This is a genomic window from Deinococcus cellulosilyticus NBRC 106333 = KACC 11606, assembly GCF_007990775.1.
Taxonomy (GTDB): domain Bacteria; phylum Deinococcota; class Deinococci; order Deinococcales; family Deinococcaceae; genus Deinococcus_C; species Deinococcus_C cellulosilyticus.
Genome location: NZ_BJXB01000006.1, coordinates 125,574 through 147,544 on the forward strand (window position 1 = coordinate 125,574; position 21,971 = coordinate 147,544).

General features: G+C 58.0%; 22 protein-coding genes. 14 read left to right on the forward strand and 8 right to left on the reverse strand.

Going from position 1 to position 21,971, the window contains the following annotated elements:
- Positions 1-341: 341 nt before the first annotated feature.
- From DC3_RS08515 to DC3_RS08530, 4 genes are all read left to right on the forward strand, one after another.
- A complete protein-coding gene (locus DC3_RS08515) occupies positions 342-1,265 on the forward strand; it encodes an isoaspartyl peptidase/L-asparaginase family protein (RefSeq protein ID WP_146883924.1) in 924 nt (307 codons plus the stop codon).
- Positions 1,252-2,157 (forward strand): cyanophycinase, encoded by a 906-nt coding sequence (locus DC3_RS08520; RefSeq protein ID WP_146883925.1) that lies wholly within the window; start codon positions 1,252-1,254, stop codon positions 2,155-2,157. The genes DC3_RS08515 and DC3_RS08520 overlap by 14 nt, the downstream gene beginning before the upstream one ends.
- 31 nt (positions 2,158-2,188) lie before the next feature.
- Positions 2,189-4,003 (forward strand): maltodextrin glucosidase, encoded by a 1,815-nt coding sequence (gene malZ / locus DC3_RS08525; RefSeq protein ID WP_146883926.1) that lies wholly within the window; start codon positions 2,189-2,191, stop codon positions 4,001-4,003.
- A gap of 128 nt (positions 4,004-4,131) precedes the next feature.
- The gene (locus DC3_RS08530) at positions 4,132-5,124 is read left to right on the forward strand and encodes an NAD(P)/FAD-dependent oxidoreductase (protein ID WP_146883927.1); all 993 of its coding nucleotides are present in this window, start codon (positions 4,132-4,134) and stop codon (positions 5,122-5,124) included.
- A gap of 235 nt (positions 5,125-5,359) precedes the next feature.
- Here the strand turns inward: DC3_RS08530 and DC3_RS08535 are convergent, their stop codons facing one another.
- Positions 5,360-5,803: a hypothetical protein gene (locus DC3_RS08535; RefSeq protein ID WP_146883928.1), complete on the reverse strand. Its 444-nt coding sequence runs from the start codon at positions 5,801-5,803 to the stop codon at positions 5,360-5,362.
- A 130-nt stretch (positions 5,804-5,933) separates the two neighbouring features.
- Between DC3_RS08535 and DC3_RS08540 the strand changes: the two genes are divergently transcribed.
- Together DC3_RS08540 and DC3_RS08545 are read left to right on the forward strand one after the other, a co-directional pair.
- A complete protein-coding gene (locus DC3_RS08540) occupies positions 5,934-6,374 on the forward strand; it encodes a hypothetical protein (RefSeq protein ID WP_146883929.1) in 441 nt (146 codons plus the stop codon).
- Between the two features lie 49 nt (positions 6,375-6,423).
- Positions 6,424-7,785, forward strand: a complete 1,362-nt coding sequence (locus DC3_RS08545) for an MFS transporter (protein ID WP_146883930.1) — start codon at positions 6,424-6,426, stop codon at positions 7,783-7,785.
- A gap of 27 nt (positions 7,786-7,812) precedes the next feature.
- Here the strand turns inward: DC3_RS08545 and aspS are convergent, their stop codons facing one another.
- From aspS to DC3_RS08560, 3 genes are all read right to left on the reverse strand, one after another.
- Positions 7,813-9,564 carry an aspartate--tRNA ligase gene (gene aspS, locus DC3_RS08550; protein WP_146883931.1) on the reverse strand — a complete coding sequence of 584 codons (1,752 nt, stop codon included), beginning with the start codon at positions 9,562-9,564 and terminating at the stop codon, positions 7,813-7,815.
- Complete coding sequence (gene hisS, locus DC3_RS08555; protein ID WP_146883932.1) at positions 9,561-10,850, reverse strand: histidine--tRNA ligase; 1,290 nt, start codon at positions 10,848-10,850, stop codon at positions 9,561-9,563. Before hisS ends, aspS begins: the two co-directional genes overlap by 4 nt.
- A 192-nt stretch (positions 10,851-11,042) precedes the next feature.
- Positions 11,043-11,405, reverse strand: coding sequence for an IPT/TIG domain-containing protein (locus DC3_RS08560; protein WP_146883933.1), 363 nt, complete (start codon positions 11,403-11,405; stop codon positions 11,043-11,045).
- A gap of 265 nt (positions 11,406-11,670) precedes the next feature.
- Here DC3_RS08560 and DC3_RS08565 point away from each other — a divergent pair, with 265 nt between their 5' ends.
- A complete protein-coding gene (locus DC3_RS08565) occupies positions 11,671-12,174 on the forward strand; it encodes a hypothetical protein (protein WP_146883934.1) in 504 nt (167 codons plus the stop codon).
- Positions 12,175-12,251: 77 nt separating this feature from the next.
- Positions 12,252-13,598 (forward strand): MATE family efflux transporter, encoded by a 1,347-nt coding sequence (locus tag DC3_RS08570; protein WP_146883935.1) that lies wholly within the window; start codon positions 12,252-12,254, stop codon positions 13,596-13,598.
- A 47-nt stretch (positions 13,599-13,645) separates the two neighbouring features.
- Here the strand turns inward: DC3_RS08570 and DC3_RS08575 are convergent, their stop codons facing one another.
- On the reverse strand, positions 13,646-14,503 hold the full coding sequence (locus DC3_RS08575; RefSeq protein WP_186815919.1) for a CPBP family intramembrane glutamic endopeptidase: 858 nt from the start codon (positions 14,501-14,503) through the stop codon (positions 13,646-13,648).
- A gap of 142 nt (positions 14,504-14,645) precedes the next feature.
- On the opposite strand from DC3_RS08575, the gene DC3_RS08580 reads away from it, so the two are divergent.
- Complete coding sequence (locus DC3_RS08580) at positions 14,646-15,656, forward strand: polysaccharide deacetylase family protein (protein ID WP_146883937.1); 1,011 nt, start codon at positions 14,646-14,648, stop codon at positions 15,654-15,656.
- A 2-nt stretch (positions 15,657-15,658) separates the two neighbouring features.
- Here DC3_RS08580 and DC3_RS29070 read toward each other — a convergent pair whose 3' ends face one another.
- Positions 15,659-15,805, reverse strand: a complete 147-nt coding sequence (locus DC3_RS29070) for a hypothetical protein (RefSeq protein WP_186815920.1) — start codon at positions 15,803-15,805, stop codon at positions 15,659-15,661.
- Between the two features lie 239 nt (positions 15,806-16,044).
- Between DC3_RS29070 and DC3_RS08585 the strand changes: the two genes are divergently transcribed.
- The gene (locus DC3_RS08585; protein ID WP_146883938.1) at positions 16,045-16,515 is read left to right on the forward strand and encodes a hypothetical protein; all 471 of its coding nucleotides are present in this window, start codon (positions 16,045-16,047) and stop codon (positions 16,513-16,515) included.
- Positions 16,516-16,817: 302 nt separating this feature from the next.
- Positions 16,818-17,402, forward strand: coding sequence for an FMN-binding negative transcriptional regulator (locus DC3_RS08590; RefSeq protein ID WP_146883939.1), 585 nt, complete (start codon positions 16,818-16,820; stop codon positions 17,400-17,402).
- Positions 17,403-17,405: 3 nt separating this feature from the next.
- Here the strand turns inward: DC3_RS08590 and DC3_RS08595 are convergent, their stop codons facing one another.
- Complete coding sequence (locus DC3_RS08595; RefSeq protein WP_146883940.1) at positions 17,406-17,624, reverse strand: hypothetical protein; 219 nt, start codon at positions 17,622-17,624, stop codon at positions 17,406-17,408.
- A 163-nt stretch (positions 17,625-17,787) separates the two neighbouring features.
- Here DC3_RS08595 and DC3_RS08600 point away from each other — a divergent pair, with 163 nt between their 5' ends.
- Positions 17,788-18,750 (forward strand): D-2-hydroxyacid dehydrogenase family protein, encoded by a 963-nt coding sequence (locus tag DC3_RS08600; protein ID WP_146883941.1) that lies wholly within the window; start codon positions 17,788-17,790, stop codon positions 18,748-18,750.
- Between the two features lie 2 nt (positions 18,751-18,752).
- Here the strand turns inward: DC3_RS08600 and crcB are convergent, their stop codons facing one another.
- The gene (gene crcB, locus DC3_RS08605) at positions 18,753-19,136 is read right to left on the reverse strand and encodes a fluoride efflux transporter CrcB (protein WP_146883942.1); all 384 of its coding nucleotides are present in this window, start codon (positions 19,134-19,136) and stop codon (positions 18,753-18,755) included.
- 79 nt (positions 19,137-19,215) lie between these two features.
- On the opposite strand from crcB, the gene DC3_RS08610 reads away from it, so the two are divergent.
- Together DC3_RS08610 and DC3_RS08615 are read left to right on the forward strand one after the other, a co-directional pair.
- Positions 19,216-19,746: a DUF2071 domain-containing protein gene (locus DC3_RS08610; RefSeq protein WP_186815921.1), complete on the forward strand. Its 531-nt coding sequence runs from the start codon at positions 19,216-19,218 to the stop codon at positions 19,744-19,746.
- A gap of 308 nt (positions 19,747-20,054) precedes the next feature.
- On the forward strand, positions 20,055-21,929 hold the full coding sequence (locus tag DC3_RS08615) for a glycosyl hydrolase family 18 protein (RefSeq protein WP_146883944.1): 1,875 nt from the start codon (positions 20,055-20,057) through the stop codon (positions 21,927-21,929).
- The last annotated feature ends 42 nt before the right edge of the window (positions 21,930-21,971 follow it).

Here is a 21,971-nt window from a genome sequence, read left to right on the forward strand (position 1 = left end):
CAGCTTGTAAGATATACACTTGACTCAGGTGAATTACAGTCTGATTTGATGGTTTTCATTTGAATGCAGTTCACATTTAAAAAGCATTTACGCTCACAGACCACAGGTCAGATACAGCTCCCCATTAGAACTTTATCATTCTGCAACCATAAAATGTGAACACCAGCATGTGCTGGTTGTTTTATGGAAGTGTGACATTTCTTTATTTGTAAAGCGCTTCCATTTTGTAGGTTTGAACAACCTGACACTCTCATGAGAGCGTCAGAAATGTAAACCCACATGGTCTGAACGTCTGCATTTCCTTCATCCCTGCTGCATTTCAGCATCCACAGGAGACACCCATGCCTGAACCCACCCGAGTGAAGTACGTCATCATGGTGCATGGCGGGGCCAAACCCGTCCCAGAAGAAAAAGAGCAGGCCAACCTCGATGGTGTGGCCCGTGCCCTCGAAGCCGGACACCAGATCCTGCGTGACGGGGGAAGTGCGCTTGATGCTGCAGAAGCCGCACTGCGCGTTCTGGAACATGATCCTGCTTTCAATTGTGGATACGGTTCCAGCCTCAACGAGAAAGGTGAAGTGCAGATGGACTCCGCCATGATGAACGGCGAAGACCTGCAAATTGGAGCAGTGGGCTTCGTGCAAGGGGTGAAGCACCCGGTGTCCATTGCCCGCACCATCCTGAAAAAAGAATCCACCCTGATCACAGGACTTGGGGCCCACAAGTACGCTGAGGAACACGGGCTTGAACTCTGTGACAATGACATCCTGATCACCGAGGAACAGGTGAAAAAGCTGGAGAAAAAGCAGAAGGAAAAGAACACCGTGGGCTGCGTGGCCCTTGACCAGAAAGGAAACCTCGTTGCTGCCACCTCCACAGGTGGCCTCACCGGCACCCCTGAAGGTCGCGTTGGCGACTCTCCACTTTCCGGCTGTGGCTTTTATGCAGAAAACGGGACAGGTGCAGTGGCCATCTCCGGAGACGGGGAGGAAATCATGCGTTACCGTCTGGCGAGCCGCACCATGGAAAAACTGCCCACAGTGGGACCCGAAATTGCGGTCACCAGCCTGATCAAAGAAATGCATGAACGCATCGGAGGAGAGGCTGGAGGTCTGGTCCTCTCTCCCCAGGGGGATTACGGCTGGTTCCACAACAGCAGCCACTTCCCCTGCGCTTTCGTGACTTCTGAAATGTCAGAACCGAAAGTCTACCTCAAAAAAGACGAGGAACCCCAGAAGGTGGTGAAGGAAAATGCCCGACCATAAAAGACGCAAGGAAGACAGGGTTGGTACCCTGATCATCATTGGGGGCCATGAGGACAAGGAAGGGGACCGTGAGATTCTCCAGGAGGTCGCCCGAAGGGTTGGCAAAGGCAAACTGGTGGTCACCACTGTCGCCTCCCATGAACCCGAAGGCTACTTTGACACCTACCGGAAAGTCTTCAAGGACCTGGGCCTGAAAAATGTGATGGGTCTTGATGTCAACGAGCGTGCCGATGCCGTCACCGAAGAGACCGGGAAACTCCTTGAAGACGCCAGGGGCATTTTTTTCACCGGAGGGGACCAGCTCAGAATCACCAGCCAGATCGGGGACACCCAGATGGAAGCCCGCATCCGGGAGATCTTTGCATCCGGTGGGGTCATCTGCGGCACCAGTGCCGGGGCCTCGGTGATGTGCGAAACCATGATGATTGAAGGCAAAGGGGGCGAATCCCACCGCATCGGGGATTTGCGCATGGCCCCGGGCCTCGGCCTGATCCGCGACGCCATCATCGACCAGCACTTCGCCGAACGGGGCCGCATGGGCCGCCTGCTTGGCGCTGTTGCCCAGAACCCCCGGGTGCTCGGCATCGGCATCGATGAGGACACCACCATTGTGGTGGAAGAACTCAGGTACTTTACGGTGCTGGGCAGTGGAGCAGTCTACGTGGTGGACGGGAGTTGCGTCACCCACTCCAACATCGCCGAGGGGGGAGAAGACCAGATCCTCTCCATCTACGACGTGAAACTGCATGTGCTCAGCAAAGGGGACGCCTTTGACCTGCAAGAACGCAGGCCCCTGGATGCCTGCAAACTCGACCCCGGCTCAAAAGCCCAGGATTCCAGCCCCATTCCCGAAATCGAAAACCCCAGAGCCGCTTCTGCAGCCAGCGATTGAACTGCACCCATCCCACAGGAGGTGGTGACCCATGACCGGAACCGCTGAACGCACCCGCAAACCAGCGCCTTACTCCTCAGAGCAGGCCGTCCACCTCTACCACGACGGCACCGAGCACTTCCTGCAGATCGAAGAGGACATCGCCCACGTCTACCTCGAAGCCCCACCTGAAATGGAAGAGGGCCAGGTGATGAGTTTCCGGCATGGAGACGCCCAGTTCGATGACCTCACCAGAGAAGAAGATGGCCGCTGGAAAGCCACCATCCCCCTGCAGAAACACCAGAACACCCAGTACCGCTTCAAGGTGCAGGTCTCAGGACGCACCTACTGGCTCAGTCAGGCCGGAGTGAGTCCCGGACCGACCCCCTTCATGCAGGACTTCAAGATCTCCCGTTTCACCCCACCCCAGTGGGTGCACGACCGGGTGTTCTACCAGATCTTCCCGGACCGCTTCAAGAACGGAGACCCCTCCATCAACCTGAAAAGCGGCGAGTACAAATACGAGGACAGGGCGGTGGTGAGCCGCAAGTGGTACATGGACCCCAACACCAGCATGGGGGCCAACGAGTACTTCGGCGGCGACCTTGAAGGCATCCGCATCAGCATGGATTACTTCCATGACCTCGGGGTGAACGCCCTGTACCTGAATCCCATCTTCCAGAGCCCCTCGGTGCACGCCTACGACACCCAGGATTACTTCAGAATCGACGAGCACTTCGGCACCAACGAAGGCTTTGCGAAGCTGGTCGAGGAACTCCACCAGAACGACATCCGCATCCTGCTGGACGGGGTGTTCAACCACACCGGAAGCTGGCACAAATGGATGAACCGTGAACGCATCTACAGCGAACCCGGTGCCTTCCAGGGCGGTCCAACCCGCGAATATTACACCTACCTCAGCGATGAACCTGAGGCCTACATGGCCTGGTTTGGATTCCCCACCCTCCCCAAACTCAATTACGCCAACAAGGACGTGATGGAGCAGATGATCACGGGCAAGAACTCGGTGGTCCGCCACTGGCTGAAAGCACCGTACAACATCGATGGCTGGAGGCTCGATGCTGCTCCTGTGATTGGCAAGCATGGCACCGACGAAGGCAACCACGAGGTCATCCAGGCCATCTGGAAGAGTGCCCGCGAAGAAAACCCAGAAGCCTACATCATCGGAGAGCACTTCGGGGACGCACTGGCCTGGTTGCAGGGAGGCGAGGAAGATGGGGCCATGAACTACTACGGCTTCACCATCCCCACCTGGGCTTTCCTGGGTGGCGAAGACGAAAGTGGCAAACTCGTCTACATGGACGCCGCCGAGTACGCCCGCAACGTCATGCATTACCTGAGTTTCATCCCCTTCCAGAATCAACTGGCCCTCTTCAACAGCCTGTGCTCCCACGACACCAAGCGCTTTTCTTCCATCTGCCAGGACCTGGAGCACCGAAAACTCGGGGCCACCATGCTCTTTGCCCACATTGGTGTGCCCTGCATCTACTACGGAGATGAAATTGGCCTGGAAGGCGAAGGAGACCCCCTCTCCCGCCGCACCATGCCCTGGGACTGGAAGGAACTCTGGGAAACGGGACTGTACGACCACTACAAACAACTTGCCCGCATCCGCAAACAGGAAAAGGCCTTGCAGAAAGGCAGTTACGCCATCCTGGACGCTGAGGGTGACGCCCTGGTGATCCAGCGCCGCCATGGCAACGAATTTGTTCGTGTGGTGCTCACCCGTGGAGCCCCTTTCACCCACACGCTGGATGGCCGCTGGACCAACCTGCTGGACGGCAGTGAAGTGCAGGGAGAAGTGCACCTACATGGCACCGGAGCCCTGATCCTCAAGAAGCAATAAGCAGAAAGAGTAAGCCGGGCAGCAGTCCATTCCCATTGGTAGAACCCTTTACAGTGCCTGACCCACCTGCCGTGTCACAGTGGCAACGTGAAGTCAGGCACTCCCCCTGAATCTGCTGGAGGCCCAACATGACCGACCCTCAACTCTGGGACACCCTGATCATTGGCGGAGGACCCGCCGGACTCGCCGCCGCCCTGCACCTCGCCTTTCACCACAGGAGCGTGCTGGTGGTGGACCGGGGGTCAGGTCCCCTCCACCACATCCGCACGCCCATCTTCAATTTGCCGGGCTTCACTGGCAAGAGTGGCCAGGAGATCCTGCAGGGCCTCGAACAGGAAGCCCTGAAAGCCGGAGCCCGACTCACCCGGGACAGCATCGAGCAGATTGAAGGTTCAGCAGGACACTTCATCCTCAAAGGCAAGGAGCACACCTACCACGCCCGGACCCTGCTGATCGCCACAGGCATTACCAGGCACCACCCTCTGATCGATGGGGATTACCGCACCTGGCTTCCCTACGCAGGCAAAGGCAACACCTTCTACTGCCCCGATTGTGAAGCCCCGGCACTGCTCGGGAAGCATGTGGTGGTCATTGAGTCGGTCAAACTCAAAGCTGCCCTGTCCACCGCAAAGCGCATCATGGAATTTGCTGCCACCGTGCGGGTCCTGCTCACCGACGGAGCAGATGCCGCACACCCAGAAACCTACCTGGACGATTCCTGCGAGGTCATCCAGGGCAACATCACTGCTGTGGAAGGGGAGAACGGGGTTGTGGAAGCGCTGGTGCTGGAAAGTGGCACCCGCATCACCGCCGACGCCTATTACGTCTCCAACCGCAAACTGCCCCGCAACCAGCTGGTGCAAACCCTGGGAGGGGACCTGGATGAAAGGGGCCACCCCCGCACAGGCCCAAGAGGGCAACTGATCCGCCAGGATGGGGGAGAGGAGGATTACATTGAAGGCATCTGGGTGGCAGGCGACCTGCTCCCGCAGACCCAGCAGACCACCATCGCCATGGGATCAGGCAACAAATCTGCGGTGATGATCGACCAGTACCTGACCCAGCAGCACATCCGGCAACTGGGCAAAGCTCAGGATGCAGATAACGCTCTGAAAACCTGACAGAACACCTCACAAACCTGGGCTGAGGGTCAGAAAATGCTGGTCGTGGATCTTTGTTTGAAAAATGAGAAGAATAATAAATTCACAAATTAATTAACATACCAATTTTTGCACAATCCTTTCCAAACTCCAACACAAGACCAAACCAAACCCAGCCCAAAAGCCCTGTGGGCTCAGACAGGGGAGATGCCAGCCTTTAACTCCATCTCCTTCCTTGGTGTTTTGCTGTCGCTGGTCAGGAGATGCAAATGTAAGACGTCTTGTTCTGGGTCAAAAAGAAATCTGGGTCTTGCAAGTCGGTATAAATCTCAACGGTAGTCGTGGGATTCACCTGAACCGCTGGATGTGTGGGCCTGTCGGGGCGCACATCATAAATGATGTCTCCCACCCAGAGCATCCCCTCTGGAACGGTCAGGTTCACTGTGGCCAGGTGGGTGTATGTGCCCTGGAAGCACCCTGATCTGGACTTGTAGAAACGCAGGGTCTTCTGGGTCTCTTCGCCCAACTCAAGTGTCAGGGTGTGTTCACCACGGGTCATGATCCATGGGGTTCCGTCTGGCAACAGGACCACCTCTTTGAAGTCGTGGTCTCCGTGTTCTCTGGCTGCTGTGATCCAGAATCCATAGGCGTACTCGAAGGGCTCTGCCTGAATCTCAAACAGCATTGTTGGCTGGTCCATGCGTTCTCCTTGTTGTAGTTTGAGCTGCCCTGCTGGCCCCTGCAAGTCCTCTGGTGGTTTTTCTGTGGCGTTGGTGTATGTGATCGACTGCAGGCTTTAAACGTTTCAAACGTGTCTCTAAACTGATTTTATGCCTGATCCCCTGGAGGCATTCCGTGCTGGCATTCTGCTGGTCCAGTATCCTTTTCATGCCCGGGATTACTTTTCGCATGGGTGGCCCAGAGAAAGGTTTCATTTTGATGGGGTGGTGTGTGCCCGGTATGCTTTCGAAATCCAGGTGCTGCGGGAGGTTTACCCTGAGCTTTCCCACTGGCGGGACGATGAGCTGGTGGCGGTGTGGGAGGACTGGTCGCAGTTGTGTGGGTCTTCCTGGCTGGGGTCTTTCGCAGAGCGGGACGTGTTTTTTTTGAGCATGGTGTTCATGCGTTGTGAGCGGCGTGGGGTGTGGCCGCCGGAGTGGTCGAGTGTGCATCATTATGCCCAAGGTGGATGGCGGGAGGATGTGCGGATGCTGGAGCAGTTCGGGGTGGTGGACTGTGAGTATCGCAACCTGAGTCTGCCTGCGTCCTGAAGGTCACCCTGGTTACTTCGTGGCTGCTGGTCCTGTGGTGGAATGGCTCATGCCTGATTCGTCTTCTTTTGCCGGTCAGCGGGCTGCGACGCTGGGCCTGATCATTGGGGTTTTTCTGGCGGCCCTGGAGTCTTCGGTGGTGGCGACGGCCATGCCGACGGTGATCCGTGAGCTTGGGGGGCAGCAGCTTTATGCGCTTCCTTTTGCGGTGTATTTGCTGGTGAGCACGGTGTCGAATCCCCTGTGGGGTCGGGCTTCGGATTTGCGGAGCCGCAAGGGGCTGTATCTGGTGGGGATTCTGGTTTTTCTGCTGGGTTCGGTGTTGTGTGGTGCCTCGACATCGATGGTGTTTCTGATTGTCGCGCGTGCCGTGCAGGGGGTGGGTGCGGGGGCGGTCTTGCCGATCACCCTCACCATCATTGGGTCGATGTACTCCGGGCGGGACCGGGCGAGGGTGCAGGCGTTCATTTCGAGCGTGTGGGGGATCAGTGGTCTGCTGGGTCCGTTGCTCGGGGGCCTGATGGTGGATCACCTGTCCTGGCGGTGGGTGTTTTATTTGTGTGTGCCGTTTGGTGTGCTGGCGTTTTTTCTGGTGTGGCGGAACCTGCGGGAGGCGTCGGAGGTGCGTTCAGGTGAACTGGACTGGACGGGGGGGTTGCTGTTCATGCTGGGGAGTGGCCTGATGGTGTGGGGTCTGGAGTTTCATTTGTGGTGGATGGTGGGTCTGAGTGTGGGGGTGCTGTTTCTGGCCCTGATGGTGGAGCGGAACCATCCGAGTCCTCTTCTGCCCATGCGGAGCCTCAGGGAGCATGAACCCAGGGTGGGGGTCATCAGCAACCTGCTGGCAGGGGTGGCTTATTTTGGCCTGACCTCTTACATTCCGCTTTTTGCGCAGGCTTCGGGTGGACAGACTGCCACCGGGTCGGGGGCGCTTCTGACCCCCCTGATTGTGGGCTGGACGCTGGGGAGCCTGGTGGGTGGGCGTTTGATGCAGCGCATTTCCATGGCTTCCCTGACCCGTTTCGGTTTTGCCCTGCTGACCGTGGGCCTCGCGGGTTTTGCGTATCTGATTGAGTCGTCTCTGGTGGTGGTGGCCCTGATGGGAGGATTGATGGGCCTGGGGATGGGTTTTGCAATGTTCAGTTTGCTGCTCAGCATCCAGCAGAATGCAGAGAAGCAGGAGCTCGGGGCGATCACCAGTGCGATTCTGTTTGCGAGGAGCATGGGGGGTGCCATTGGGGTGGCGGTGATGGGCCTGATCATCGGGCAGCAGGCGATTGGACGGGGTGGGCACGATCTGGTGCTCGGATTGCAGAGGGCTTTTGGCTTTTCGCTGTTTCTGGTGGTGGTGGCTTTCGTCCTGAGTTTCACCCTGAAACGGGTGCGTCCAGCAGAAAGCCCTCCACATTGATGTGGAGGGCCTGAAGGTTTGCTGGGTTTATTCCTGGGGGAGTTTCACTTCAATGAAGAGCTCTTCGAGTTGCCTCTGGTCCACTTCACCGGGCGCGTCCACCATCAGGTCGACACCACGGTTGTTTTTGGGGAAGGCGATGACTTCACGGATGCTCTCGGTGCGGGCCATCAGCATCACAAGGCGGTCCAGACCCCAGGCAATGCCTCCGTGGGGTGGGGTACCGTACTCGAGGGCTTCCAGGAAGAAGCCGAATTTGCTCTGGGCTTCTTCGCGGCTGAGTCCAATCGCCTCGAACATCTTGCGCTGGGTTTCCGGGTCATGGATGCGGATGGAGCCCCCGCCCACCTCGAAGCCGTTGAGCACCAGATCGTAGGCCTGCGCGCGGATCTTGCCCTGGCCTTCGGTGCCGAACAGGTGCACGTCTGCGGGGTTCGGGCTGGTGAAGGGGTGGTGCATGTACGTCCAGGTGCCGCTCTCCTCGTCGAAGTCGAGCTGGGGGAAGTCGGTGACCCAGGCGAAGTTGAAGGTCTCGTTGCCCTTCACCCATCCGAACATGTCGCGCAGCGCAAGACGCACGGCCCCGAGGGCACTGACGGCGTGCTTGAAGGGTCCTGCGCCGAAAAGCAGGGTGCTGCCCTCGTACATGTATCCGGTGAGGATGTCGGATTGTTCGGCGGTGATGAACTTGCTGATCCCTCCGGTGAGGCGGCCCTGCTCGAGGCGCACCCAGGCGAGACCTTTCGCTCCGTTCTGTTTCGCCACCCGTTCGAGTTCCTCGATCTGCTTGCGGGTCAGTTCGGGGGCCACCAGGAATTTCACCACGCCCCCTTCGGCAAGGGCGGTGGAGAACGCTTTGAATTCAGTGTTCTGGAAGACGTGGCTGGCCTCAATGATCTCGCAGCCGAAACGCAGGTCCGGCTTGTCGGAGCCGTACTTGCTCATGGCTTCCTCGTAGGTGAGGCGCTCGAAGGGCACCGGGATGCTCATGCCCATCACCGTCTGGAAGATGTAATCCATCAGGCGCTCACAGAGGGTGAGGATGTCTTCCTGGTCCACGAAGCTCATCTCGATGTCGAGCTGCGTGAAGTCCGGCTGGCGGTCACTCCTCAGGGCCTCATCCCGGAAGCAGCGGGCGATCTGGAAGTAACGGTCGAGGTTGGACACCATCAGGAGCTGCTTGAAGAGCTGCGGGCTCTGGGGCAGGGCGTAGAAGGTGCCAGGGTTGAGGCGGCTGGGCACCAGGAAGTCCCGGGCCCCTTCCGGGGTGCTCTTGGTCAGGAAGGGGGTTTCGACGCTGATGAAGCCCTCGCTGTCCAGGAACTTGTAGATGGCGGTGGTGATCTTGTGGCGCAGCCTGAGGTTGTTCTGCATGTCGCTGCGCCGCAAATCGAGGTAACGGTACTTGAGGCGCAGGTCCTCTTTGACGTTGTCGTCAACGATGCCGTCCACCTGGAAGGGGAGGGTGCGGGCCTCGTTGAGGATGGTGACCTGATCGGCCCACAGTTCAAAGTCGGCGGTTCCCCCTTTGCGCTGGTTTTCGGGGCGGTACTTGAGGACCCCCTCCACCTGCACCACGTACTCACTTCTGAGTTTCTCGGCGGTCTCGAAGGCCTCACTGTCCGGTGGGACCTGCACCTGCAGCATCCCTTCGCGGTCCCGGAGGTCAAAGAAGATCAGGCCGCCGAGGGGACGGCTGCGGTTCACCCAGCCTTGCAGGGTGATGCGCTGTTCGACGTATGAAGCGTTGACTTTTCCAACGTAACAGGTTCTTTTCATGGGGTTCCTTGCAGGTTTGAAAGCAGTTCGGTCTGCTGAATGGTGCGCTGTTCACCGGACTGCAGGTTCTTGAGGGTCACGGTGCCCGCCTCGGCTTCACTGGACCCGATGAGGGCCACATACCGGGCGTTTTTCTTCAGGGCGTCCCCGATGTGCTTGCCGGGCGCTTTGGGCCGGTAGCTGAATTCGGCTTTGCCGTTCTGTCGGGCCTCAAAAGCCAGTTTTGCGGCCACACCGAGGGTGCTTTCATCCAGAGCGGCCACGTAGAGCAGCAGGCCTTCAGGCTCTGGCAAGGTCACCCCTTCAGCCTCCATGGCGATCAGCAGGCGTTCAATGCCGAAAGCCCAGCCGATGCCGGGGGTGTGCGGTCCTCCGAGGAGTTCCGCGAGACCGTCGTAGCGGCCTCCACCTCCAAGGGCACTTTTGGCCCCGACCCCTTCGTGGTGGATTTCCCACGCGGTGCGGCGGTAGTAATCCAGACCACGCACAATGGACGGATCAATGGTGTAGGGGATGCCCCAGGTGCTGAGGTGCTCACACACCTGCTTGAAGTGTGCGCTGGCCGCCTCACCGAGGTGATCCAGCATCATTCTGGGTTGCAGCTCTGCAATCAGGTCCTGATCGCTCTGGCTCTTTGAGTCCAGAATGCGCATGGGGTTCAGGACCAGACGGGCCTTGCTGTCCTCACTGAGGCGCTCTTCATGGGGGCTGAACAGGTCACGCAGGTACTGGTTGTACCCCTGGCGGTCCTCGGGGTCCCCAACCGAACCGAGTTTCAGTTCAATCTTCTTGACGCCCAGGCGGTCAATCACCTGCATCATCAGGGCGATGGCCTCGGCATCAATGAGGGGATCATCGCTGCCGAGCACCTCGTAATCGAGCTGGTGGAACTGCCGGTAACGGCCCTTCTGGGGGCGCTCTGCACGGAACATCGCTCCGTACGTCCAGAGTTTTGCAGGAGCGGGCAGTTGCTTGAGGCCGTTTTCAACGAACGCCCTGACAATTGGGGCGGTGCCTTCCGGGCGGAGGATGAACTCATCCCCCTGGGCACGGGCCGTAAACATCTCCTTGCGGACGATGTCGGTGCTGTCACCCACCCCGCGCTTGATGACCTCCACCATTTCGAACATGGGGGTTTGAATGTACTGGGCTCCGGCATTCTCCAGGACTTTCGCAGCAAGCTCCACGAGATGGCGGTGCCCGCGCGCAGAGAACTCTGCTTTGAGCTGTGGGCTGCCATCCGGGAGGAGATCCTGTGTGCCTTTGGGCCTTCTGATTCCTGACATTCCAGAATTATATCGTTTTGCCTCAGGACAGCAATCCCTGAAACGACTTAAAGGGCAGAAGGCAGAAGGCAGAAGGCAGAAGGCAGAAGGCAGAAGGCAGAAGGCAGAAGGCAGAAGTAGGGGTGGGCCGCTGGCTCACCCTCATAAAAAACAACCCCGGCACAGGGCCGGGGCTGGGTTGAACAGGTGGATTCAGCGGCTGAATGAGAAGGAGAAGGCCCAGGAACGCTTGCCCGCCACTTCCACAATGATGAAGCTTCCGCCGGGAGTGATGTTGGCGGGAACATTGAAGACGATTTTGTTTTCATCCCAGGAAACGATGTTCTCTTTGGGGACCACGGTTCCGCCTTCGCCCTGGTCGTTGGCTCCGATGCGGATCACGCCGCTGTCTTTCGAACCGAGGTAGCGTCCCTGCAGGGTGAATTGCTGTTGGTTGCTTTCGACGGGTGAGACCTGGTAGATCTGCGGGTAGATGGTGACCCCGGTTTCGGCAGCTTTCGGAGCGCAGGCACCAAGGATCAGGGTGAGCAGGCTCAGGGCAATAACTCGCTTCATCAATTCCTCCGTTATGGCCTAGTTTAAAAGAATTGGAACTGTAAAGCAAACCCTTACAAAACAGAGACATTTTCGGACCCGGTGCACTTTTTTGCTTTCCACGGGTGGAGGTCAGGGCCTGCCAGACTGGTGTTGCCTGCCTGCTGCATAATTCCTCTGCTGCAGGCATTTTTATGAAGACTTTCTGTCTCTCTTTGCACAGGGGGAGAAGTTTCGGTTAGCATGTAAAGAAACAGTTACATTCCAGATCCACAAGGAGCACAGCATGATCGGTAAACTCCGGGCCCTGCTGGGGTGGTTTTCGTTGTCGTCAAAACCCACCACACCCAACCTGATGGAACGCCTCAGGCAGAACACCCCCACCCTCCCCGAACAGCACCCGGAAGAACTTCCGGTGCCCCGCTGGGAAGGGCGCACCCTGAGGGGGCATGTGATCCTGGATCTTGTGCAGCAGGCTGCGGGAACCTCGGGCCGCAACACCCTTTTTGGGGCAGAGGTGATCACCTCCTCCGGAAAGCGGTACACCCTGGTCTTCATGCACACCCTGCCCGAAGTGCCCCTGGTGGTCGGCTGGAACATCCAGTTTCTGAACCCGGAAGGAAAGAAGCTCAAGGTGGGTCGTCTGACCCGCATCTTGCGTCTGGAGCCGGATGGCGGGGTGTACGTCAACCTGATGCGCCCCACCCCTGAATCGTACCTGGAGGCCGTGCAGACAGGTCCCTCTGCTGTTCACCCGTACATCCGTGCCCTGCACTGGGAACCCATCTAGATGACCCTCCGGTTTGCAGGGCGTCTGTAAGCCATTTGGCCGGATCTGGCCTTGCAGGCATCTGTTACGGTAAAGTCATGGTTTTACCGCACCCCCGTGACCTCCGTGACATCGCCCGCATCGCCGTTCCCGTCAGCCTGGAAGCCGTCAGCCAGTTGCTTCTGGGTTTCATCGACCAGATCATCGTCGGGGTGCTCGGGGCTCTTGCCATTGCTGCCGTGGGGCTTGCGAACAGCACCACCTTCATTTTCATCCTCACCCTCGCCGCACTCGGGAACAGTTGCGCCATCCTGATTGCCCGGGCTTTTGGAGCAAAAAATGCAGCCTCCCTGTCCCAGTCGCTCAGCGTCGGACTTGTTCTGGGCCTGGCGATGTCCATTGCCGTGGTGATCCCTCTGTGGCTGTGGGCGGAACCCCTGATGGCTTTTGCAGGAGGGAACCCGCAACTCGTGAAGCCCGCCAGTGACTTCCTGAAGATCGTGATTCTGGGCCTCCCCCTGATCGTGCTGGGTTCGGTCGCCACCGGAGCCCTCAGGTCCATGGGAGACGCCCAGACCCCCATGAAGGCCACCATGCTGAGCATGCTGCTCAACACCCTGCTCGCCTATGTGCTGGTCACGCACTTCAACATGGGGGTGGTGGGTGCAGCCTTCGGGACCCTGATCGCCAACCTCATCAAAACCCTCTGGCTCCTGCACACTGTCTACCGCCACCAGGACGTGCATTTTGTGACCCCGCACTGGAAGGCCATCCGGGAAACCACCCGTGAACTCCTCCCACTGAGTGCCCCCATGATGGTCACCGAACTCTTCTGGACTTCCAGTGTGTTCATCTACAACATCCTGTTCGGCAAGATCAGCACCGAGGCCCTCGCCGCCAACCAGATCGTGCACACCCTGGAAACCGTGTTTGTGGTGGCTTCCTTCGGGCTGGCTTCCGCTGCCACCACCCTGCTCGGGCAGGCCGTCGGGCAGGGCGACACCCAGCTTGCCCACGCCCGCAGCCGGGCCATCTTGCAGCTCGGTCTGATCACGGGGGTGGTCACAGGCCTCCTGTACCTCACCACCGCCTACCTGCTCCCGGTGGTCTTCCCGAAAGTGGAAGAAACGGTCCTGCAGATCGCCTTTCTGGGTGTGGTGCTGAACGCTCTGTTCCAGGCGGTGAAGGTGCACAACATGATCCAGGGCATCGGCATCCTCCCGAGCGGAGGAGACCCCAGAGGGGTGCTGATTGGAGATGTGGTCGCAGCTTTCGTGGTCGGGCTGCCCCTCGCTGTCCTTTTCGGGTTTGGTTTCGGATGGGGCGCAGTGGGGATCTTCAGTGCAAGACTGGTTGAGGAGGCTGTGAAACTGGTGATCTTTTACGGCAGGTACCGCAAAATCAACTGGCATGCCCTGAAGGGGCAGGTCGCCGCAGCCCACTGAACGTCTTGCTCACCAGAAAACGCCTCCAGCACCGGAGGCGTTCTTTTTTATGGCTTTTCCTTTTCAGGCCACGACCACTGCACCCTGGGCCGGACCGCAAAATCCCTGGCCCCGAACCTCCACAGCACAACCAGCACGCACACCCAGCTCAGCACAATCAGCACCGGATCATTGCGCTCCACACTGAAGATGTTCAGGCCGACATTCATGGAAGCGTGGACCAGCAAGGCCACCAGCATGTGCCCGCCAGAACTGTTGAAGAGAAAACCCATCAACAGAGCGTTTGCCAAAATCAGCAACATGTACGGTCCGAAAGCATCCCCATACGCAATCACCAGAGGCAGGTGCCACACCCCCCAGAGCACACCCAGGATCAGGTTTGCAACCAGGGCACCAAAACGCACCTGCAAATGGGGCAGGGCAAACCCCCTCCAGCCGAACTCCTCCATGAGTGGGCTTGAAAACACCTGCGACAGGAGCACCATCGGGAAGGTCAGCAGCACTCCAGTCCAGCCAATGTCTCTCAGCATGGGTTTCAAGGGTGCATCATCAGGCATCACGTAGGCAGGATCAAGCAAAGGATGCAGCATCACTGCCAGCAAAGCCAGCGCAGGCACCAGCAGACACCCAGCAAGCCACCACCCGGGACGCCCCTGGAATCCCCGATGCACAAACGCCCGCACTCCGGCTGGCCCTGAGCGGCTCCACACCACCACAAACGCCATCAGGCTCGGCCCCACAGCCCCGAGGGTCTGGAGCAAGATCATCCGGGGCATGCTCCAGACCGCCTGGCCCTGCAATTCCCCACGGAACAGCAAAGCTGCCGGAATCCAGAAGCACCAGCTGAAGGCAAAAGTCAGCAGCAGAAAAACCAGAAGGCTCTGGTTTTGAAAGGTCCTCAGCATGCATCCTCCTGCCTTCAACGTAAACCAGCACGGAGGGGAGCGGAAGTGAAAAACGTCATGGGAAACACATGACATGTATCCTGCCTGAATGTGCAGTGACGGACAGGGAAGACCTCTCACCCGGGGCCTATATCATGAAACCATGTTCAAACGCATCCTGCTTGCCCTCGCCCTCACCACCACACCCACACTGGCCCAGGTGTACCAGGGCAGCATCGGCACCTACTCCATCGTGATGCAACTCGAAAAGGACCTCAGCGGCAAGTACGCCTACCTGTCAAAAGGCCTCAGCCTGGAATTGAAAGGACAGCAGCACCAGGGCACCCTCACCCTCACTGAGCAGGTGTTCGATCGGGAGAAAGGTGGGGTCAAAACCACCGGGACCTTCCAGCTGAAAAGCACTGGACAGGGGTACACGGGAACCTGGAAAGCCCCTGGCAGCGCAAAAAGCCTGCAGGTCCAGCTGAAGCCAGTGCCAACCACAGCCAGTTACAAACTCCCTGTGTCCAGCGGCCTGAAGAAACTCCAGCAGGAAGACCCCTACAATTTCACCCTGCTCAACCATCCCTGGGTGAAATTGAAAGATGGAACTGTGCAGGAACCCTTCTCCAAAGTGGAGTATCCTCGCTTGACCGGCAGACCCCAGTTGAACCTCGCCTTGCAGGACCTGCAATTGCAGGAAGCGGCTTACGCACTGGATTGCCTGTCGATGGGAGAAGGTTTTGATGGGGCAGAATGGGACAGCCGCACCAGGGTCACCCTCCAGAACACTGTCCTGTACAGCATCCGCACCGACACCTACATGTACTGCGGTGGAGCCCATCCCGACACCATGAGCACCGGGCATGTCTTCGACCTGAAAACCGGGCGCAAATTGACGCTGAGTGCCTTCTGGGACAAACTCACCCCATCAAAACAACGCGCCCTCTACATGGAGCGCTACGTGCAGCAGGCCGACCCTGACTGCGTGAACGCCCTGCAAGGTGAAACCTCAGACACCTTCGAGTGGACCCTGACCCCAAAAGGCCTCGCGCTGTGGCCAAACTTTCTGCCCCATGTGATGGCCGCCTGTGGCGAGGAAGTGATCCTGCCTTACAGTGCCCTGAAAGCCTACGCCAGGTCCGGCAGCGTGTACCTCAAGACCCTGAGGTGAGCTCAGTCGGACGTCTCGCCAGAATCCAGGGGGATTTTCAGGAAGGCTTTCTGGCGGGACATCTGGTGTTCCACCTGATCGATGGAACGCAGCAGCACCAGCATCACGGACACCACGATCACAAGGAGAATGCACATCAGCCAGGTCATGTTTTCATGATGCGCAAAAACACTGACGGGATTCTGATGGGGTCTCACAGAAACCTGACTCTGGACGGCGTTCAAGGATTGAGGCAAGCTTCATGAATTCTACGATAATTTCACTTATCGTAGAGGAGTCTGGAATCCTTTCTGGGTGAAAACTTCAGGAAACCTCAAGCCCCCACAACAGCCCCCTCTCAGGGAAAACCCGCACAATGGGCCTCAAGACACACGAACTGGAGGTCCGCATGAACACCACCCGCCACATCCTCGCCACCCTGATGGTCGCACTGGGACTTCATGCCGCAGCCCAGAACGAAGTGCAAAGCCAGCCCCTGAAAGCCTCGGCCTACGGCATCATCCAGGTGCCCGCAGCCATCAGCGAGCGCAGCAACCTGCCCGTGAGGTTCACGGTGGTCAATGAGGGCCGGGGCATCCTGAATGCCACGTACTCCGGGTGCTTCGTGACTTACGAGGTGCGCAGTGCCTCAGGGAAACTGGTTGCGAAATCTTCGGCCACAGCCTGCCTGAAAGCTTCTGGTGGCTTCAGTGTGCTGAATCAGGCCGACTACCCGTTCCTGGAGGGGTTCGTGGTGAACACCCAGAACCTGCGCAAAGGTGAGTACCTGGTGTCGGTGTCCCTGAAGGTGGACGGTCAGATCGGGACCCGGCCTGTGAAAAGCATCCAGACCACCCCGGTGAAGTTCGCAGTCAGGTAAAAGCCGTCTGGAACGGCACCAAAAACTTGATTGCTTAAAATGCTTTTGAAATGCCCTCTGGCGCATTCCAGATGCCACAGGTATAGGCAAACGCTGGAGGGGCCTTAAAAGCGATTTTAGAGCGTGGCCCAAAAAGTCCTTTCTGAGACGGTGATTTTCAGATGGGTGTCATCTGGAGCCCTGGCTTCAGGTGTATGTGAGACAGTGAGCTGATCTTCCCCACTGGCCTTCCAGAATTGGACCCCTGAAATCCACTCAGATTGGACCTGAACGTCCAACCACCTGAATGCTACATTGACTCCATGTACATTCCGCATGCCTTCCAGCAAAACGACCCCAATGAACTCCAGCGGTTCATGGAAGCCCACAGTTTCGCCACCCTTATCAGCACCAATCCCTTCATGGCCAGCCACCTCCCACTGACCATTGAGAACGGACGCATCACGGGACATCTGGCAAAAGCCAACCCCCAGAGCACCCTGGATGGCCAGGAGGTGCTGGTCGTCTTCCAGGGACCCCACGCCTACATCACCCCCGAGTGGTACCAGAAAACAGGGCAAGTCCCCACCTGGAATTACACCGCAGTGCACGCCTACGGCACCTTGCAGGCCATCCGGGAACCTGAGCGAATCTCGATGCACCTGCACCAGCTGGTGCGCCAGCATGAGCACCCCAGAGACACCCCCTGGCAATTGGACCTCACAGAGGAAGGCCTGCAGAAAATGGCCCGGGCCATTGTGGTCTTCGAAATTCCCATTCAGAAACTGGAAGGCAAATACAAACTCAGCCAGAACCGCAAACCCGACGAACAACACCGGGTCGTCGAGGGCCTCGAAGCCTCAGGTTCAGGTGACGTTGCGGGTCTGATGAAGAAATGGGTGCTGTGACCCTCAGGAGTACTCCACGGTTTCCTTCACCACCCGGGCGGTCACACGGCCTTCCTGCCACAATTCCGACACCAGCCGGCGGTCCCCTTCCACATCTCGCCACTCCCCGGACAGCTGGTATTTTGTGATGGCCCGCTTGGCAGCCTTCGGGGCCTGCGCGAAGTGAGCACGGATCGGGCCGGAGTCACGGAGGATTTCAAGGATGAACACAACTTGAAGCATCTTTTCAGGATAAGGGGATTTTATGGTCAGGAATGTGGTTTGGGGTTGTGATTTATGGTGTATTTTAATATTTTGTGAAATCAATATCTTTACATAGTAACTCCTGTAGGGACGACAGCAATTGGTGGAAGTGTTCCACACCAGAGCTCTGTTAAGCTGACCCATGACCCCATTCACCTGCGCAATTCTGGATGACTTTCAAAATGTGGCCCTGGCAATGGCAGACTGGAATTCTCTGGCTCCTGCAGTCACTGCTGTGTCCTTCCAGCAGCATTTCAGCGATGAAACAGCCCTTATTGAAGCCCTGCAGGGCTTCGAGATCATCGTGATCATGCGGGAACGGACCCCCTTCACAGCCTCAGTCTTTGCGGGCCTCCCCTCCCTCAAACTCCTGATCACCACGGGGATGCGCAACGCATCCATCGACCTGGAAGCCGCAAGAGCCCATGGGGTCACCGTGTGCGGAACAGCAAGTTCCTCTGAACCGCCCATCGAACTGACCTGGGCGCTCATTCTGGGCCTCTCCCGCCACCTGTACACCGAACACCACCATTTCAGAACCTCAGGACCCTGGCAGAGCACCCTGGGCACAGGACTTCACGGAAAACAACTCGGGCTGCTGGGTCTCGGCAAGATCGGGAGCCGGGTGGCCCAGATGGGTCAGGCCTTTGGCATGAATGTGGTGGCGTGGAGCCAGAACCTCACAGAGGAACGCGCATCGCAAATCGGGGTGACCCTCGCATCCAGCAAAGAAGCGTTGCTGGAAACCTCGGACGTGGTGTCCATTCACCTCGTCCTTGGAGAACGCACAAGAGGCCTGCTGGGCGAAAAAGAACTCAGGTGCATGAAGCCCTCTGGCCTGCTGATCAACACCTCCAGAGCTCCCATCATTCAGGAATCAGCCCTGGTTCGTGCTTTGCAGGAAGGCTGGATTGCTGGAGCAGGGCTTGATGTGTTTGAGCAGGAACCAGTGCCCCGGGACCACCCCCTGAGAACCCTGCCGAACGTGCTGGCCACCCCGCACCTCGGGTACGTCACAAAGGAGAACTACCAGGTGTATTACCAGCAGGCCGTGGAAGACATTCAGGCCTTTCTGCAAGGGAAACCCATCCGCATGCTGACTTGACTTCAGGTTCCAGCAAGGCGTCCGGCCAGCATCCGCCCGAGCTGCACCGCCAAAAACCCCAGAACCAGATTCCCCAGCACGTACAGGGCCGCAGGAAGCAGCCTGCCACTGCGAATCAACTGGTCGGTGTCCCACTCAAACGTCGAAAAGGTTGTGAACGCACCCACAAAACCCGTCCCGATGGCCTGCCGGACCGTGTCCGACACCAGACCCTGCAAACTGAGGGTGGTCACCACCGCCAGCAGAAAAGACCCCAGCACATTGATCACCAGAATCCCCAGCGGGAAAGTTCCCCCAACCCAGGGCTGGCTCTGGATGGCCGAATTGAGCAGGTACCGCAGAAGCGCCCCCAGCGCACCTCCAAACATGATTCCCAGGTAAACCATCCTGTCAGGATACTGCAAGGCACAGCAAATGTGGGATTTCCACCCCCGCGGAAAGCGAAACCCCCGGTACCCTGACAGGATGGACGCCCTGCCCCAGCCCATCAAGTCACTGCTGAACCAGACCGATCACAGGCCCTACCCCCTGCCAGAGCGTCCCTGGCTGTACCACATGGTCTGGGAGCACCTGATGTTCCTGCATTACCGGGTGGATGCCTCCTTCCTCAGGCCCTGTGTTCCAGCATGCCTCGAACTCGACCTTCATGATGGACAGGCCTGGGTCAGTGTGGTGGGCCTGCAGGTGAAAGATGTCATCCTGCACGTCTTTCCTTACACCCGGCCCTGGCTGAGGTTCCTGAACCTCGACTTCCGGACTTACGTGAAACGTCAGGGACACCCTGGAATCTGGTTTTTCAGCCTGGACGCTTCCACGCCATTGATGGCAACTGGAGGCAGAGGTGGCTTCCTGCTGCCCTACCACAAAGGAAACCTCAGGCTGGAGATGCAGGCATTCATCTGGAGTGCCATGGCAGCCCAGCAGAATTCTATTCTGAGAGCAATGCAGGTGCCAAACTCTGAGGCCTCAACAGGGCAATTCCTGAATGATGGGTAGGCTCTTCCCTGTTTTAGGAGTACAGAAGCGTGGTTGAAAGGCTGTTTGTGATTAAAGATGGTATATATATTATTTGTGAAATTATTATTTTTTATTGAATGGGATGTTAAGTTGGACTGAGTAAAGTGTCATAAAGCTTTTACAAACCTGAGCTCGTCAATCATGGTCCAATCATGGGGCAGATGGTTTCATACAGGGGAAAGAAGGCCTTCTTTCAATGCCATATCCCGACAGCCGTTGATCTTGCTGTCCAAGACGGTTTCCCTTCTCGCCCTCTTCTGTTTACATGATCCATCAGCGAGGTTTTCATGCATCAACGTTACTGGACCCTGACTGCTGCATTTGCAGTGCTCCTCAGTGCCTGCGGGACCCAGACCCCGAAATCCCAGGCCGTCACCAAGAACCTGACCAACACCGCACCGAAAATCACTTCCTTCACCGCCACCAAAACCAGTGGTGCTGCTCCTCTCACCACCACCTTCAGCTTCCAGGCCAGCGATTCAGACGGGGACAGCTTCTCCTGCGTTCTGGACATCAACGGTGATGGCTATGGCGACCTGAATTACGGCAGTTGCGCCACCACCAAAACCCAGGAGTACACCTTCAAGAATGAGGGTGTGATCAATGTGGCCCTGCTGGTCGATGATGGTAAGGGTGGAAAGGCGAAGCAGGTCCTGCCCATCACGGTGGGCGCAGGCAACCCCTCCCCCACTCCGGACCCCAATCCCAACCCAACGCCCATTCCCACCCCTGGCAACTTTGATGTTTCCTACAAGATCGACAACGACTGGAAGAGCGGATTTGTTGCCACCGTGACCATCAAGAACAACGGTCCGGCCCTTTCGAGCTGGACGCTGGGCTGGAACTTCTCCGGAAACCAGAAGGTCTCCAGCCTGTGGAACGGGGTGTTCACCCAGACCGGCAACAAAGTGGAAGTGAAAAACGCCGCTTACAACGCAAGTCTGCCCACCGGGGGAACGGTGACCCTGGGCTTCGTGGGCACCTACAGTGGTACCAATGCCATTCCCACGGCTTTCACCCTGAACGGCACCCCGGTGGGGCAGCCTGATCCAGGTCCTGACCCTGATCCCGATCCGGACCCCGATCCTGATCCCATTCCTGACCCCACGGGCCAGTGGGTGATGGGGTATTACGTGGGTTACCTGCGGGACAAGTACCCTCTGAATGACGTGAAGTGGGACGCCATGACCCACATTGTGGTGGGTCGTGCAACCCCCAATTCGAACGGTACCCTCAACACCCACTTTGACATCGACATCTACAACGGCCCCATCTGGGCGAAGTCTGTGGTGCAGAAAGCCCACGCCAACGGCAAGAAAGCCATCCTGATGCTGGGAGGCGCAGGAGAGTACTGGGGTTTCGTGGGGGCTGCCTCCAACGCGAACCGTGCGACTTTCGTGAACAACCTGCTGAAACTGGTGGAGGAGTACGGATTTGACGGCATTGACATTGACTGGGAGCCCATCAAGACCACCGATGAACCCCAGCTCAAGGCCCTGGCTGAAGAACTCAAGGCCAGAAAGCCCGGTCTGATCCTCACCCTTCCTGTGGGCTGGGCGAACGCCAACTTCCCTGCAGATGAGGCCCGTCCTTTCTATGGTCAGGTCGCCCACCTGTTTGACCGCATCAACATCATGAGTTACAGCATGGCTGGTGTGTGGGGCAGCTGGAAATCCTGGCACTCCTCCGCGCTGAGCGGGCACACCCCCAACACCCCTTCGAGCATTGACGTGAGTGTCACCGCTTACCGCAACGCCGGGGTGCCTGCCGCCAAACTCGGTCTGGGCATCGGCTTCTACGGCACCTGCTGGCAGGGCGTGACAGGTCCTTTGCAATACAACAGTGCCATGAAAGTGGTTGCGGACGACAACGTGATGAGCTTCACCAACATCATGAACGAGTACTACACTGCCGCCGCCTACCAGTGGGACGACACCGCCAAAGTGCCTTACCTGAGCTCTGCGACAGGGCTGGGCAGCCAGAAGTGCAACTTCATCTCTTACGAAGATGCCCGTTCCATTGGCCTGAAAGGGCAGTATGCGAAGCAGAAAGGTCTGGGGGGAGCCATCATCTGGAACATCCAGGAGGGCTTCCTGCCCACCGCCCCCAGTGGGTCGAAAGATCCCCTGATGGACGCCGTGAAACAGGCTTTCTTGCAGTAGTTCTGCAGCAAGTTTCTAAGACTTCACGTTCAACCAGACCTT